Genomic DNA, 12,767 nt, shown 5'->3' with positions numbered 1-12,767 from the left:
CGCGGGGCCGACTCACTCGGGCAGCGCCTCCGCGTAGGTGCGGAACTCGCCGCGCTCGGAGTGGATCGTCCAGAGCCGCTCGGCGATCGCGGCACCCGAGTGGTCGTCCTGGCCGTCGTCGATCCCGAACGGGATGATGAGCTGCGCGACGTGGACGTTCTCGTCCCTGACCGCGTCGTGCAGGAGCTCGGCGTAGGCGCTCTCACCTGCGAACGCGACCGACGTGCCGGTCACCCGGGCACCCGGGCGGACCGCGCTCGCGCCGTTGACGAACAGGATCGTGCCGCGGCCGAGTGCGCGCATGCCGGGGAGCACCTGGCGGACCGCGTTCACCGAGCCGTACACCGAGAACTCGACCGGGCCGACGAGGTCCTCCGCGGTCGTCTCGAGCACGGGACGCATGTACTCCTTCGCCGGCAGCGGGCTGTACTGCAGCACCTCGATCGGACCGAGCTGCTCGGTGGCCCGCTCGAGCGCCGCACGGAGCGAGTCGCCGTCGCGGACGTTCGCGGCGAACCCGGCGGCGGTGTGGCCCTGCTCCCGGAGCTCGGCCGCGAGCGAGTCGAGCCGGTCCTGGTTGCGGGAGATCAGCGCGACCGAGAACCCCTCGCGGGCGAAGCGGGCGGCGGTCTCGACGCCCAGGCCCTTGCCGGCCCCGACGATGGCGATGGTGGTCATGGAGTGGTCCTTCCGGATCGGGAGACGTGCGTCCGTGCACGCCGTCCCACTGAACCACCCGCACCCTCGCGGACACAGGGTCCGGCAGGACCGGTCTCCGCGCGTCCACCCAGCGGATTCCCGAGCGGGCCGTGTGTGATCGGGGTGCCGCGACGACCGCCCGACGAAGGGGAGGCACCCCGTGCACGCGACCACCCGCCGCACCTGGACGACGATCGGTGCCGTCGCCGTCTCCGCCATGGCACTCGTGCTGTCCGGCTGCACCGACGCCGACACCGACGAGGGCACGCCGCCCACGCCCTCCCGCTCGGCCCCCGGCGCCTCGACGACGCCGTCCGTCGCGGCGCTCGCTCCCGACGGCGAGACCAGCGACGTCGTCACCGACCTCGAGGCCCCCTGGTCCGTCGTCCGCACCGGGGACGGCCGCGACGCGCTGGTCAGCGAACGCGACTCGGCGCGGGTGCTCGAGCTGACCGATGACGGCACGACCCGCGTGGTGGGGACGGTGCCCGGCGTGCGGCACGGGGGCGAGGGCGGCCTGCTCGGACTGGCGCTCCACGACGGCGACCTGTTCGTGTACTCCACCGCCGAGGACGGCAACCGCATCCAGCGCTTCGACCTCACGGGAGGGCCGGGCTCGTACGAGCTCGGTGACGCCACCACGATCCTCGACGGGCTGCCCGCGAGCGGCATCCACAACGGGGGACGCATCGCGTTCGGCCCGGACGGGATGCTCTACGCCAGCGTGGGGGACGCCGGCAACGGGCAGGACGCCCAGGACCGCGACTCGCTCGCCGGCAAGATCCTCCGCATGACGGCCGAGGGCGACGTCCCCGCCGGCAACCCCTTCCGCGACTCGCTCGTGTGGACGACCGGGCACCGGAACGTGCAGGGCATGGGCTGGGCCGCCGACGGCACCATGTTCGCCGCGGAGTTCGGGCAGAACACCTGGGACGAGCTCAACGTCGTGGAGAAGGGCTCGGACTACGGCTGGCCCGAGGTCGAGGGGAAGGGCGGCACCGACCGCGGCTTCGTCGACCCCGTGCAGCAGTGGGCCACGAGCGACGCGTCCCCGAGCGGCCTCACGGTGATCGGCGACACCGTGTTCGTCGCCAACCTGCAGGGCGAGAGCGTCCGAGCCGTGCCGGTGTCGGAGCCCTCGACGTCGCGCGTGTACTTCGGCGGGGACTTCGGCCGGATCCGCTCGGTGCTCGAGGGGCCCGACGGAGCGCTGTGGTTCGTGACGAACAACACCGACGGGCGCGGTGATCCGAGCGACGGCGACGACCGGATCGTCTCCGTCCCCCTCACCGAACGCTGACCCCGCCGACAACGCGTCCGGCCGGAACCGCGCCCGTCACACCGCGAGCGGGCGCGCGACCTCGACCTCGCCGTGCTCGATCAGCCACCGGAGCGCGTCGAGCACGGTCGCCTCGGCGGTGTACGCCGGCTCGTACCCGAGCACCCGCCGGGTCTCGTCCGTGCTGAAGACCTGGCTGCGTGACAGGTGCGCCCAGCTCGCGTCGGCGTGCTCGGGCTCGGTGGTCGCGCGGAACCGGTCCCACGAGACGGACTCGAGCCGTGCCTCCTGTCCGAACCAGGACGCGACCAGCTGCGCGTACCCGCGCACCGTGAGCGCCGTCGGGGCCGTCACGAACAGTGCGGCCCCGACCGCCTGCTCGCGGTGCTCGACCGCGAGCTGGAAGGCCTGCGCGACGTCGTCGGCGTGCACGTGCGCCATCGCCTCGGCACCCAGGCCCGGCACCTCGACGACCTCGCCGGCGGACAGTCGCGTGACGACCGACGTGTCGAGGTTGCCGAGCGGACCGATCGGCACCCAGCCCGGCCCGCTGATGTGTCCCGGGTGCAGTGAGGTCGTCGCGACACCTCCCGAGGCGGTTTCCTCCTGCAGCCAGCGGGCGATCGCGTCCTTCTGCTCGCCGTACTCGCCGAACGGCGGCGTGGCGTTCTCCACGGTGATCGGGAGCACGTGCGAGACCCCGGCGCGCCAGATCGACCCGCAGTGGAGCAGATGCGTGTCCGACCCACGAAGCGCGGCGACGAGGGCCTGCGCGGACTCGAGCGTGAAGCAGACGAGGTCGACCACCGCGTCGGCGTGCAGCCCGGCGATGCGGGCGCCGAAGGTGCCGTCCCGGTCCTCTTGCTCGCGGTCGGCGACGACCCGCTCGACCTGCTCCCACTCCGGAGCGTCGACGTAGGCGGAACGGGTCCCGCGGCTGACGGTCACGACGTCGTGACCGGAACGGACGAGGCGGGGGACCAGGAAGGAACCGATGTGGCCGGTGGCCCCGATGACGACGATGCGCATGCCGGTCACGCTATGCCTGGACGGCTGGGTGGGACACACCGAGTGGGAGCCGGACGGGAGGCGCGGGCCGGGGCCGCCCCGCGCCTCCCGTCCGCCGCGCCCTCTGTCCGCCGTGCCCTCCGGCGGCCGGTGGCGCAGGTCGTCGGGTCCCTCAGCGCGTCCGCGCTGGCGCGCGGCGCACCCCGAGCGAACCGGTCGCGACGTCGGTGAGCGACCGTCCGGCGGTCTCCGGCGCGTAGACCAACGCGACCACGGCGCCGAGCACGCAGACGCCGGCCATCACTGCCATCGCGACGGGGACGCTCCAGGCGAGGACGACCGGGAACGCGAACGTCCCGACCGCTGCGCCGATGCGGCTCATCGCCGACGCGAAGCCGACCCCGGTCGTGCGGATCGCCGTCGGGAACAGCTCCATCGGGTACACGCCGCACAGGATCGAGGCGACCCCGTACGAGAACAGGTACACGAAGAAGCACGTCACGATCACGGCCGCGGGCAGCAGGTGTGCGAACGTCACGATCGCGAGCGCGGCACCCGTGACCCAGAACGGGACGATCAGGAGCGGCCGACGGCCCACGCGGTCGACCACGAGCGTGCCCACGACGACCCCGGCGAGCGCCACGATCGTGCCGAGGAGCGCCGTGAGGATGGGGCCGTCGATGCCGAGCGTCTCGTACACGCGCGACTGGAAGAAGATGATCGCGAAGTACGGCATCACCAGGCAGATCCAGAAGACGCTGACGAAGACCGTGCGGCCGAGCTGCCCACGGCGGAACAGGGCGAAGCGGTCGGAGGTGTCGCTCTGCTCCTCGGTGAAGTCACCGGACTCGAGCGACCACCCGAGGCGCTCGAGCACCGCGCGGGCCTCGTCGACCCGGCCCTTGGCCAGCAACCAGCGGGGCGACTCGGGCAGGCCGTGCCGGGCGACGAGGCAGATCACCGCGGGCAGCGCGGCGGACAGGAGCACCCACCGCCAGGCGCCGGGGTTCGCGGCCGTGACGAGGAAGCCGATGAGGAACGCCACCACGTAGCCGATGTTCCACGCGATCTGCAGGCTCGCCCCGAGTCGGCCGCGGGCGGACCGCGGCGAGAACTCCGACAGCAGCGGCGTGCCGATGGCGTAGTCCGCGCCGACCGCCAGCCCCATCACGAGCCCGAGCACGAACATCTGCCACGGTTCCTGCACGAAGAACAGCAGCACACCGGCCCCGACGAAGGCGATGAGGTCGGCCACGAACAGCGGTCTGCGGCCGTACCGGTCGGTGAGCCAGCCGAACACCAGGCCGCCGACGAAGATGCCGACCAGGGTCGAGGACGAGATCATGCCCTCCCAGAACGGCGTCGTCCCGAGCTCCCGGTGGAAGAGCGGCAGGGCCAGCGTCACACCGATGACGGCGAAGACGTACCCGTCGATGAACATCCCACCGGCGGTGACCGCGGTCAGTCGGGTGAGGAACCGGCGCGCGAGCGGGTTGAGCTGCTCGGAGCCGCCGACGTCGTGGGTCTCCACGAAGCCGGTGGGCGTGGTCTGGCCGACCGGGGTGGTCCGGCCGGTCGGGGTGGTGCGGGTCATGGTCGGGTGCTCCCTCGTCGTCGAGTGGTGGTGCGGTCGGCGTCGTCGTCGCCGCGGTAGAAGGGGTTCTGCAGTCGGTCGCGCTCGGCGACCAACCGCTCGGTCACGGCGGGCTCACGGCCGACCGCGGCCTCACGGACGGCCGCTCCGACGGCCTGGCGGGTGGCTCGGCGGACCGCGGTCTCGTCCGTGGCGCGCTCGTCGATCCAGAGCGAGACGAACACGAGCACGTCGGGGGTCGCCGGGACGATCCCGTCCGCCGCGGCGTCGAGCGCCCCCTGCGCCGCACCGAGTTGCGCGGCACCGGACACGAGGCCGGCGGCACGGTCGTCGGCGGGGGCGGTCTTGTTGAGCAGCAGGACGGGTGGCCACACGGTCTCGTACGACGGCTGGTCGGGCCCGACGCTCGCGAGGATCGGGGTGAAGCCCTGCCGTGGCGCCGTGTACGCACCGAGCAGGGACGCCGCGGTGGCACTGCCCCGGTCGGCGAGCACCACGTTGACGTGCACGCCCTCCGGTGCGGTGCCGCCCCAGCCCTGGGCGATGCGGCCGTCGAGGTCGGTCATCGTGTCCTCCGCTGGTCGTCGATGGCGAGGTACCGGGTCTCGAGGTACTCGTCGATCCCGCTGCTGCCGCCCTCGCGGCCGAGCCCGGAGACCTTCACCCCGCCGAACGGCGCCGCGACCTCGGACACCAGCCCCCGGTTGATGCCGACCATGCCGGCCTCGATCCGGTCGCCGACCTCGAGCGCGGTCTGCACATCGCGCGTCCACACGAACGCGGCGAGCCCGTACTCCGTGTCGTTCGCGACGGCGACGGCCTCGTCCACCGACGACACCGTGGTGACCGGGGCGACGGGGCCGAAGATCTCCTCGCGGAGCAGCCGGGAGGCGCGGGGCACGTCCGTCACGATCGTGGGGGCGTAGAAGTGGCCGGGGCGGTCGATGCGGTGACCGCCCGCCACCAGGCGCGCGCCGTCCGCGAGGGCGTCGCGGACGAGCCCGTCGACCTTGTCCACGGCGGCCCGGTCGATGAGCGGGCCGAGCGTGCTCGCCGGGTCCGTGCCGGGGCCCGGGACCATCCGGCCGACCCGCGCCGCGAAACCCGCGACGAACCGGTCGACGACGTCCTCGTGCACGACGAACCGGTTCGCCGCGACACACGACTCACCGCCGTTCCGGAACTTCGCGAGGACCGCGCCCTCGACCGCGGCGTCGACGTCAGCGTCGGCGAGGACCACGAACGGACCGTTGCCGCCGAGCTCCATCGACGTGCGCATGACGGTGTCGGCAGCCTGGCGGAGCAGGGTCGTGCCGGCGCGGGTCGACCCGGTGAAGCTCAGCTTCCGCAGCCGTGGGTCGGCCATCAGCGCCCGGGACTGCGCAGCTGCGTCGAGCGTCGGGACGAGGTTCACGACGCCGTCCGGTACGCCGGCGTCGGCGAGCGCCTGGACGAGGAGCGCCGCGGTGAGCGGGGTCTGCGCCGCGGGCTTCCAGACCACCGTGCACCCAGCGGCGAGCGCGGCGGCGACCTTGCGGGTGCCCATCGCGAGCGGGAAGTTCCAGGGGGTGACGAGGTACGCGGGGCCGACCGGTCGTCGGCTCGTCGCGATCCGGAACCCGCCGCCGGGTGCGTGCCCGAACTCGCCGTGCACGTGCGCTGCCTGCTCCGAGCCCCAGCGGAGGAACTCGGCACCGTAGGCCACCTCGGCACGCGCCTCGGCGAGGGGCTTGCCCATCTCGGCCGTGATGACCGCGGCGAACTCGTCGGCGCGCGCGGTCACGGTGTCGAACGCCCGGCGGAGCAGCTCCGCACGGGTCCGTGCCGGGGTGTCCCCCCAGGACGGCTGGGCGTCGTGGGCGGTGTCGAGGGCGTCGAGCGCGTCGGACACGGTGCCGTCGGCGACGAGCGCGATGGACTGCTCGGTCGCGGGGTCCTCGACGGCGAAGTGCGCGCCGGTGCTCGACGGACGCCAGGTGCCGGCGATCGCCAGACCGGTGGGGACGGTGACGCCGGCGACGCGGGTGCTCGGTGCGGTGCCGGTGACGCGTCCGGTGTCGGTGGTGGCCGTGCTCACGCGACGACCTCCTCTCGTGCGGGGGTGGTGATCGGTGGGGTACCGGCGGTCGCAGCGGCGGTCGCGACGCTGGTGGGCGCAGCGCTGTTGGACGCAGCGCCGGTGGTCGCAGCGCTGGTGGACGCAGGGCCGCCCCACGCCGTGGCCTCGTCGAACACGAGCACGCCGCGGTTGAGTCGGCCGGTGGCGAGGTCGTCGAAGGCCTCGTTGATCCCGCCGAGCGTGTACGTCCGGGACACGAGTCGCTCGAGCGGCAACCGGCCGCGGGCGTGGAGGTCGAGGATCGCCGGGATGTCGACCGACGGGCGGCTGGACCCGTACAACGAGCCGGTGATGACCCGTTCGGACCGGACGAACTCGGCCCCCGGGACCGAGTGCCGAGCGCCCGGACCGGGCACGCCGACGCAGACGATGGTCGCGCCCGGGACCGTCGCGTGGAACGCGGTCTCCAGGATGCCGGGGGCCCCGACCGCGTCGATCGCGACGTCGGCCCCGTCGCCGCCGGTCAGGGCGACGACCTGGGCCGCGACGTCGTCCGACGGGACGAGCACGCTCGTCGCGCCGAACGCGATGGCCGTGGCGCCCTTCTCCGGCACGGGGTCGACGACGATGACCTGGGCCGCCCCGGCCTGCCGCGCACCGAGCACCGCGCTCAGGCCGACGCCGCCGGCACCGAACACGACGACCGTCTGCCCCGGCCGGATGCCCGCGCGGTTGACGGCGGCACCGTACCCGGTCAGCACGGCGCACCCGACGAGGGCGGCGAGCGCGAGGGGGACGTCGCGGGGGATCCGCACCGCGCTGTTCGCCGGCACCACGGTGTGCGTGGCGAACGTGGACAGGAACGAGTAGTGGTGCACCGGTCGGTCGCCGTCGTGCAGCCGTGTGGTGCCGTCGAGCATGGTGCCCGCGAGCAGTGCCGGAGCGGCGGCGGTGCACAGGACCGGACGTCCCGCGACGCAGTGTCGGCAGTGCCCGCAGTTCGGCATCCAGGAGAGCGCCACGTGGTCGCCCGGTGCGACGTGGTGGACGTTCTGCCCGACCGCCTCGACGACCCCGGCGCCCTCGTGCCCGAGCACGGCAGGCAGCGGCGACGGCGTGTGGCCGGAGCGGGTGTGCGCGTCCGAGGCGCACACGCCGCTCGCACTGAGGCGGACGAGGACCTCGTCGGGGCCGGGGTCGTCCAGGGTCAGGCTGGTGACCCGGAACGGGACGTCGGTTGCGTCGAGCAGCGCGGCTTCGATCAACATGGGTGCTCCTCGATGAGCGGGACGAACGGGATGAAAGGGATGAACGGGATGAACGGGACGAGCGGGACGAGCGGGACGAGCGGGACGAGCGCACAAAAAAAGAGAACAGTGGCCCGAGCGCCGGAAGCGCTCTGGGTCACTGTTCTCTGAGGTCTGTACGTGACTACCGTCCCCGCGGGGACGGCCGGTGTTCGGTTGTGTCGGTCAGACTAGGGCCGCGCTCGGCTCGAGCGCAACCGGTGTTCCACATTGCAGTACGACGTTGCGCAAGGGCGACGCCGCTGCCGTGGGGAACGGCTGGCCGCGGTCAGTCGGCGGTGACGACCTTGACCGCGCCGGCGATGGTGGCGGCGTCCTCCGCGAGTGCGACGACCGGGTCCGGCAGGTGCGTGACGCCGCCGACGGCCTTGCGCGCTGCCCAGCCCACGAAGCTCCCGACGATCGCACCGACCCCGCCGAGGATCGCTCCCTCGACGACGAGGTTGCGGCGCCCGGTGGTGCCCAACGCCGCGCCGGCCACCGCGCCGGACGCGATCCGGCCGAGGATCGCGGGGAAGCCGATGCGGCTCGGCGTGGCCGGCAGCTTGTCGCCGATGAGTTCGCCCACCGCGCTCGCGACGAGGACCCCGCGACCGAGCGGCGTGCTGAACAGCTTCCACTGCTGCCAGGAGCCGGACAGGGACTTCCGGTCGTGGTTCAGGGCGAGGACCGCGAGGGGCGTGGCGCTCCGACCACCGGTCAGGACGCCGAGCGCCAGGGTGCGGGCCAGGGTGCGCTGCTCTCGTTTCGTGCTCATCGTCGGTCTCCTCGCGGTCTCGTCCGGACGTCTGACCCGACGCTACGCAGGGGTGCTGGGAGCTGCGCGGAGTCGTATCCTGCCTGCATGAAGCAGGTGACCGTCGAGCGCCGGGAGCACGTGGACGCCGCTCCCGCCGCGCTGCTGCCCCGCATCGCGGACCTCACGCGGTGGGTGGACTGGTCGCCGTGGGAGGGCGCCGACCCGGCCCTGCACCGTGCGTACGCCGGCGACCCCGGGACCGTCGGCTCCTCGTACACGTGGTCCGGCAACCGGAAGGCCGGGGCCGGAACCATGCGGATCACCGCGATCGGCCCCGACGGCGTCGACGTGGACCTCGAGTTCACCAAGCCGTTCCGCTCGTCGAACACGATCCGCTTCGACCTCGTCCCGAGCGGCACCGGCACGGACGTCGTCTGGCGGATGACGAGCCCCAGGACGTTCATGTCGCGGATCTTCGACCTCGAGAAGCTGGTCGGCCCGGACTTCGAGAAGGGGTTGCAGCAGCTCAAGGCCGTCGCCGAGCGCGGCTGAGTCGCACGGAGGACCGCCGGGTAGCGTCCGCGCCATGAGCAGCATCATCCTCTTCGGCGGACACGGCAAGGTCGCCCTCCTCGCGACGCGCATCCTCAGCGAGCGCGGGCACTCGGTGACCTCCGTGATCCGCGATCCCGCCCAGTCCGACGACGTCCGCGCGCACGGCGGGGAGCCGACGGTCGCCGACATCGAGCAGCAGACCCTTGACTCGTTCACGGAGCTCGTGCGCGGGCACGACGTGGTCGTCTGGTCCGCCGGCGCCGGTGGTGGGTCCGCCGAGCGGACCTACGCGATCGACCGCGACGCCGCCGTGCTGTCGGTGCAGGCCGCCGCGCGCGCCGGGGTCGACCGGTACGTGATGGTTTCGTGGTCCGGCTCCGTGCTCGACCACGGGGTGCCGCAGGACAACGACTTCTTCGCCTACGCTCAGTCGAAGTACGTCGCGGACGCCGTGCTCCGCGACTCCGGTCTGCGGTGGACCGTCGTCGCACCGAGCACCCTCACGGACGACGAGCCCTCCGGCCGCATCGACTGGGACGGCTCCGGTTCCGAGGTGCCGCGCGGCGACGTCGCGCACGTCGTGGCGGACGTGGTCGAGGACGCCTCGACCGCCGGGCGCACCATCCGCTTCAACCACGGCGACACGGAGATCGGGACCTTCCTGCAGGCCCCGCAGGCCTGACCGAGGACCGGTCGCGTCCGCGACCACGGGACGGACGGGAGGCACGGTGCGGGCATGCACCGTGCCTCCCGTCCGTCCCCGGGTCACCGCTGCCGCGGTGCGGTCCGCGTGCGGCGGTCACCGGCCGCCCAGCGGAGCGCCGCCCCGGCGGCGAGCCCGCCGACGAGGTCGGCCAGCAGGTCGCCGATCGTGTCGTCGTAGCCGACGAAGATCGTCGCGTCGACGAACGTGTGCCCCACCCACTCGCCCATCTCCCACACCCCGCCGATCGCCAGTCCCGCGACACCGCCGACCGCCACGTCCGCGGGCACGGGCAGCGAACGGACGTCGTGCAGCACCCCGAGGTCGGACGCGACGACGCACAGCACCACGGCGAGCAGCCCCACGAGCACGACGTGCACGACCTTGTCCCAGCCCGGCGCACTCGTGTACCAGCCGAGGGTGCTGCTCCAGGCGGCGAGCGACGACAGCACGCTCACCGCGACGTCCACGGCCGGTCGGAGTCCGAGCGCGCGTGCGACGACCGCGCCGAGGAGCGCCAGCATCGCGATCGCCAGGTCGACGGGTCCCCAGCCGATCGCCGCGGTCGGGACACCGGCGACCACCAGGACGCGGACGGCGTCGGCGAGCCACTCCGCGCCGCGCGGTCGGCGGAGGAACGTCGGACCGAGCGAACTGATCACGCTGTGCGCTCCCACCGCAGCACCGCGTGCACGGCCGCGTGGTCCGAGGCCGCCGTCGGCGTGATCGACGCGGAGCGCACCCGGGCCGTCCACCCGCCGCCGGGACGGACGAGGACACGGTCGAGCCGCGGCGCACCCGACCGCGGCGAACGGTACCGCGTGAGGGTCCCCGAGGCCGGGCCGCGGGACTCGGCGACGTCCCACGTGTCGACGAGCCCGGCGTCCGACAGCACCCGGGCGGAGGACGACCGCTCCGACGCGTTCCAGTCGGCCATCGCCACGACGGGCGTGCCCGCCGACGCCGCGAGCGCCCCGACCGCCCGCGCCCCGTTCCGCAGGGCCGGCGGCGAGAACGGGTCGAGGTGCGTCGCGATCGCGGAGAACCGGGTGCCGGTCGCGAGGTCGTCGAGGACCGCGGCGACGGCGATCCTCGGGAACAGGCTGCCCCACGACCGGGAGCCGATCCGGTCCGGGCGCGTCGAGAGCGCCACGGTCCGACGGTCGACCACGCGGAGCCGCTCGCCGTCGACCAGGAGCCCGACGTGCTCGGCGGAGCGCGCCCGGCTCCTGGCGGACACGACGGGCAGCCAGCGGTCGCCGAGTACACGACGGACCACGGTCAGCTGCGCCGGGACGGCCTCCTGGACGGCGAGGACCGTCGGCCGCACCGCGTCCAGGAACGCCTCGAGCGCCGGTCGCCGGGTGTCCCAGGCGTCCGGGTGCCCGCGGCGCAGGTGCGGCACCGGCCGACGGACGTTGAGCGTCACGCAGTGCAGGTCGGGTGCCCCGGCCGGAGCGTCCGCCCCGCTCACGCGCTCCCCGTCCGCACCCGACCCGCCGGGACCGGCTCCGCGACGTCCGCAGGGTAGTCCGGGACGCGGGCGCGCACGGGAACGACGCGCACGGGAACGAGTCGAGCCGATCCGACACCACGGCGGAGCAGACGGGCCGGTGGGACCGCGCGGAGCCCGGCGACGGCGAAGGTGTGCACCGCCCGACGCGTCCGACGCCCGAAGCCGCGCGGGTCCCGCACCGGACCTCCCGACACCGAGACCACGAGCGACCGGTCGAGCACCGTGCGCCACCGCGGGTCGAACTGCAGGGACAGGTCGACGTCGTCGTGGACCCCGGGGTCCGTCCGGTGCACCCGGTGCCGGACCGCGAGCCACGCCACGCGGCGGAACAAGGCGTTCGAGCCGAAGAGCGGAGGCTGCCCGAGCGCCGCCGTCATGGTCACGAAGTAGGCGCGCATGTACACGACCTGCCAGAACGCAGCGGCGACGGGACCGAGGTCACGGAACGCCCCGGGTCCCGTGACCGCGGTGACCAGGTCGTCGTCGAACCAGGGGAGCGCACGAGCCAGCCAGTCGTCCGGCACGACGGTGTCGGCGTCCACCCGGGCGATGACGTCCCCGGTCGCGGCGTCGTACGCACGGCTCGCAGCGGCGGCGATGCCCCGGACCGGCTCGTGCAGCACGCGGGCGCCGGCGGCGAGGGCCACCGCCACGCTGTCGTCCCGGCTGCCGTTGTCGACGACCACCACCTCGTCGGCCGGCCGGGTCTGCCGGGCCAGTGCGGCGAGGCAGACACGGAGGTCCTCCGCGTCGTCGAGGACGGGCACGACGACGGTCACGGTGCGGGGCGCTGCCATCGTTCCACCCTGCCAAGGAGCGCCTGGGGACCGGGTCGAACAGGCACCGGTGTCCCTGGATGATGTCGCGTACCCCAGAACGGGGGACGCTGCTCGGGTCGGCGGGTACGTCGTGACGGAGGGAGCCGGAGCATCACGAATGCCCTCGATCCCCGTCGTTCCGGGGATCGACCGGAGGGTCGCGACCAGTCGCCGAAGCCGGCCGGGGGAGTCGGACGCACGGCGGACGGACCGCCACGGAGTCCGTCGGGGTACACGACCCAAACCGATCGTCCGGGGGTCCCGAATACCTTCCGAGACCACCGCAGAACAGCGGTCGTCACCGCAGCACCACGCTGCATCGCAGCTCCGACCCCCGGGGCTGATCCGTCGTGCCCACAGCAGCAGGGCGGCGGTCCGCACGAAGGAAAGGGAACCACCATGCGCAAGAGCCTGAAGACCTCGATCACCCTCGCCACGACCGGCGCGCTCGTCCTCGGTGGCGCCGCGTTCGGCGTGAACGCCGCGCAGG

14 protein-coding genes are annotated in these 12,767 nt (G+C 73.6%); 3 read left to right on the top strand and 11 right to left on the bottom strand.

The features are described 5' to 3' along the window. Positions 1-12: 12 nt before the first annotated feature. A complete protein-coding gene (locus Csp2054_RS12475; RefSeq protein ID WP_096899642.1) occupies positions 13-678 on the bottom strand; it encodes an SDR family NAD(P)-dependent oxidoreductase in 666 nt (221 codons plus the stop codon). 181 nt (positions 679-859) lie between these two features. Here Csp2054_RS12475 and Csp2054_RS12470 point away from each other — a divergent pair, with 181 nt between their 5' ends. Further along, complete coding sequence (locus Csp2054_RS12470) at positions 860-1,999, top strand: PQQ-dependent sugar dehydrogenase (protein WP_255252731.1); 1,140 nt, start codon at positions 860-862, stop codon at positions 1,997-1,999. A 36-nt stretch (positions 2,000-2,035) separates the two neighbouring features. Here Csp2054_RS12470 and Csp2054_RS12465 read toward each other — a convergent pair whose 3' ends face one another. From Csp2054_RS12465 to Csp2054_RS17825, 7 genes are all read right to left on the bottom strand, one after another. Next, complete coding sequence (locus Csp2054_RS12465; RefSeq protein ID WP_096899733.1) at positions 2,036-3,007, bottom strand: NAD-dependent epimerase/dehydratase family protein; 972 nt, start codon at positions 3,005-3,007, stop codon at positions 2,036-2,038. A gap of 151 nt (positions 3,008-3,158) precedes the next feature. Next, positions 3,159-4,580: an MFS transporter gene (locus tag Csp2054_RS12460; RefSeq protein ID WP_096899641.1), complete on the bottom strand. Its 1,422-nt coding sequence runs from the start codon at positions 4,578-4,580 to the stop codon at positions 3,159-3,161. Then, positions 4,577-5,146, bottom strand: coding sequence for a formaldehyde-activating enzyme (locus tag Csp2054_RS12455; protein WP_096899640.1), 570 nt, complete (start codon positions 5,144-5,146; stop codon positions 4,577-4,579). The genes Csp2054_RS12460 and Csp2054_RS12455 overlap by 4 nt, the downstream gene beginning before the upstream one ends. After that, positions 5,143-6,657: an NAD-dependent succinate-semialdehyde dehydrogenase gene (locus Csp2054_RS12450; RefSeq protein WP_096899639.1), complete on the bottom strand. Its 1,515-nt coding sequence runs from the start codon at positions 6,655-6,657 to the stop codon at positions 5,143-5,145. Before Csp2054_RS12450 ends, Csp2054_RS12455 begins: the two co-directional genes overlap by 4 nt. Next, positions 6,654-7,907 carry an alcohol dehydrogenase catalytic domain-containing protein gene (locus Csp2054_RS12445; RefSeq protein WP_096899638.1) on the bottom strand — a complete coding sequence of 418 codons (1,254 nt, stop codon included), beginning with the start codon at positions 7,905-7,907 and terminating at the stop codon, positions 6,654-6,656. The genes Csp2054_RS12450 and Csp2054_RS12445 overlap by 4 nt, the downstream gene beginning before the upstream one ends. After that, the gene (locus Csp2054_RS18165; RefSeq protein ID WP_176491687.1) at positions 7,901-8,047 is read right to left on the bottom strand and encodes a hypothetical protein; all 147 of its coding nucleotides are present in this window, start codon (positions 8,045-8,047) and stop codon (positions 7,901-7,903) included. The genes Csp2054_RS12445 and Csp2054_RS18165 overlap by 7 nt, the downstream gene beginning before the upstream one ends. Before the next feature lie 167 nt (positions 8,048-8,214). Continuing rightward, positions 8,215-8,703 (bottom strand): DUF4126 family protein, encoded by a 489-nt coding sequence (locus tag Csp2054_RS17825; protein ID WP_141399259.1) that lies wholly within the window; start codon positions 8,701-8,703, stop codon positions 8,215-8,217. An 87-nt stretch (positions 8,704-8,790) separates the two neighbouring features. Between Csp2054_RS17825 and Csp2054_RS12435 the strand changes: the two genes are divergently transcribed. Both Csp2054_RS12435 and Csp2054_RS12430 read left to right on the top strand, forming a co-directional pair. Beyond that, positions 8,791-9,237: an SRPBCC family protein gene (locus Csp2054_RS12435; RefSeq protein ID WP_096899636.1), complete on the top strand. Its 447-nt coding sequence runs from the start codon at positions 8,791-8,793 to the stop codon at positions 9,235-9,237. Between the two features lie 34 nt (positions 9,238-9,271). Further along, positions 9,272-9,922 carry an NAD(P)H-binding protein gene (locus tag Csp2054_RS12430; RefSeq protein WP_096899635.1) on the top strand — a complete coding sequence of 217 codons (651 nt, stop codon included), beginning with the start codon at positions 9,272-9,274 and terminating at the stop codon, positions 9,920-9,922. Between the two features lie 83 nt (positions 9,923-10,005). Here Csp2054_RS12430 and Csp2054_RS12425 read toward each other — a convergent pair whose 3' ends face one another. The 3 genes from Csp2054_RS12425 to Csp2054_RS12415 are packed head-to-tail and all read right to left on the bottom strand — an operon-like array spanning position 10,006 to position 12,256. Next, on the bottom strand, positions 10,006-10,605 hold the full coding sequence (locus tag Csp2054_RS12425; RefSeq protein WP_141399258.1) for a hypothetical protein: 600 nt from the start codon (positions 10,603-10,605) through the stop codon (positions 10,006-10,008). After that, a complete protein-coding gene (locus tag Csp2054_RS12420; protein WP_096899633.1) occupies positions 10,602-11,417 on the bottom strand; it encodes an endonuclease/exonuclease/phosphatase family protein in 816 nt (271 codons plus the stop codon). The genes Csp2054_RS12425 and Csp2054_RS12420 overlap by 4 nt, the downstream gene beginning before the upstream one ends. Continuing rightward, a complete protein-coding gene (locus tag Csp2054_RS12415; RefSeq protein WP_096899632.1) occupies positions 11,414-12,256 on the bottom strand; it encodes a glycosyltransferase family 2 protein in 843 nt (280 codons plus the stop codon). The genes Csp2054_RS12420 and Csp2054_RS12415 overlap by 4 nt, the downstream gene beginning before the upstream one ends. Positions 12,257-12,767: the final 511 nt, after the last annotated feature.

This window comes from Curtobacterium sp. 'Ferrero' (genome assembly GCF_002412165.1).
Lineage (GTDB): Bacteria > Actinomycetota > Actinomycetes > Actinomycetales > Microbacteriaceae > Curtobacterium.
Note: the sequence above shows the minus strand (reverse complement) of the source record. Positions and strands in the feature narration are given on the sequence as shown.

Coding starts and splice junctions, on each gene's coding strand:
- Csp2054_RS12455 (WP_096899640.1), bottom strand. CDS start 5,146: ATGACCGACCTCGACGGCCGCATCGCCCAGGGCTGGGGCGGCACCGCA.
- Csp2054_RS12435 (WP_096899636.1), top strand. CDS start 8,791: ATGAAGCAGGTGACCGTCGAGCGCCGGGAGCACGTGGACGCCGCTCCC.
- Csp2054_RS17825 (WP_141399259.1), bottom strand. CDS start 8,703: ATGAGCACGAAACGAGAGCAGCGCACCCTGGCCCGCACCCTGGCGCTC.
- Csp2054_RS12415 (WP_096899632.1), bottom strand. CDS start 12,256: ATGGCAGCGCCCCGCACCGTGACCGTCGTCGTGCCCGTCCTCGACGAC.
- Csp2054_RS12465 (WP_096899733.1), bottom strand. CDS start 3,007: ATGCGCATCGTCGTCATCGGGGCCACCGGCCACATCGGTTCCTTCCTG.
- Csp2054_RS12445 (WP_096899638.1), bottom strand. CDS start 7,907: ATGTTGATCGAAGCCGCGCTGCTCGACGCAACCGACGTCCCGTTCCGG.
- Csp2054_RS12460 (WP_096899641.1), bottom strand. CDS start 4,580: ATGACCCGCACCACCCCGACCGGCCGGACCACCCCGGTCGGCCAGACC.
- Csp2054_RS12475 (WP_096899642.1), bottom strand. CDS start 678: ATGACCACCATCGCCATCGTCGGGGCCGGCAAGGGCCTGGGCGTCGAG.
- Csp2054_RS12430 (WP_096899635.1), top strand. CDS start 9,272: ATGAGCAGCATCATCCTCTTCGGCGGACACGGCAAGGTCGCCCTCCTC.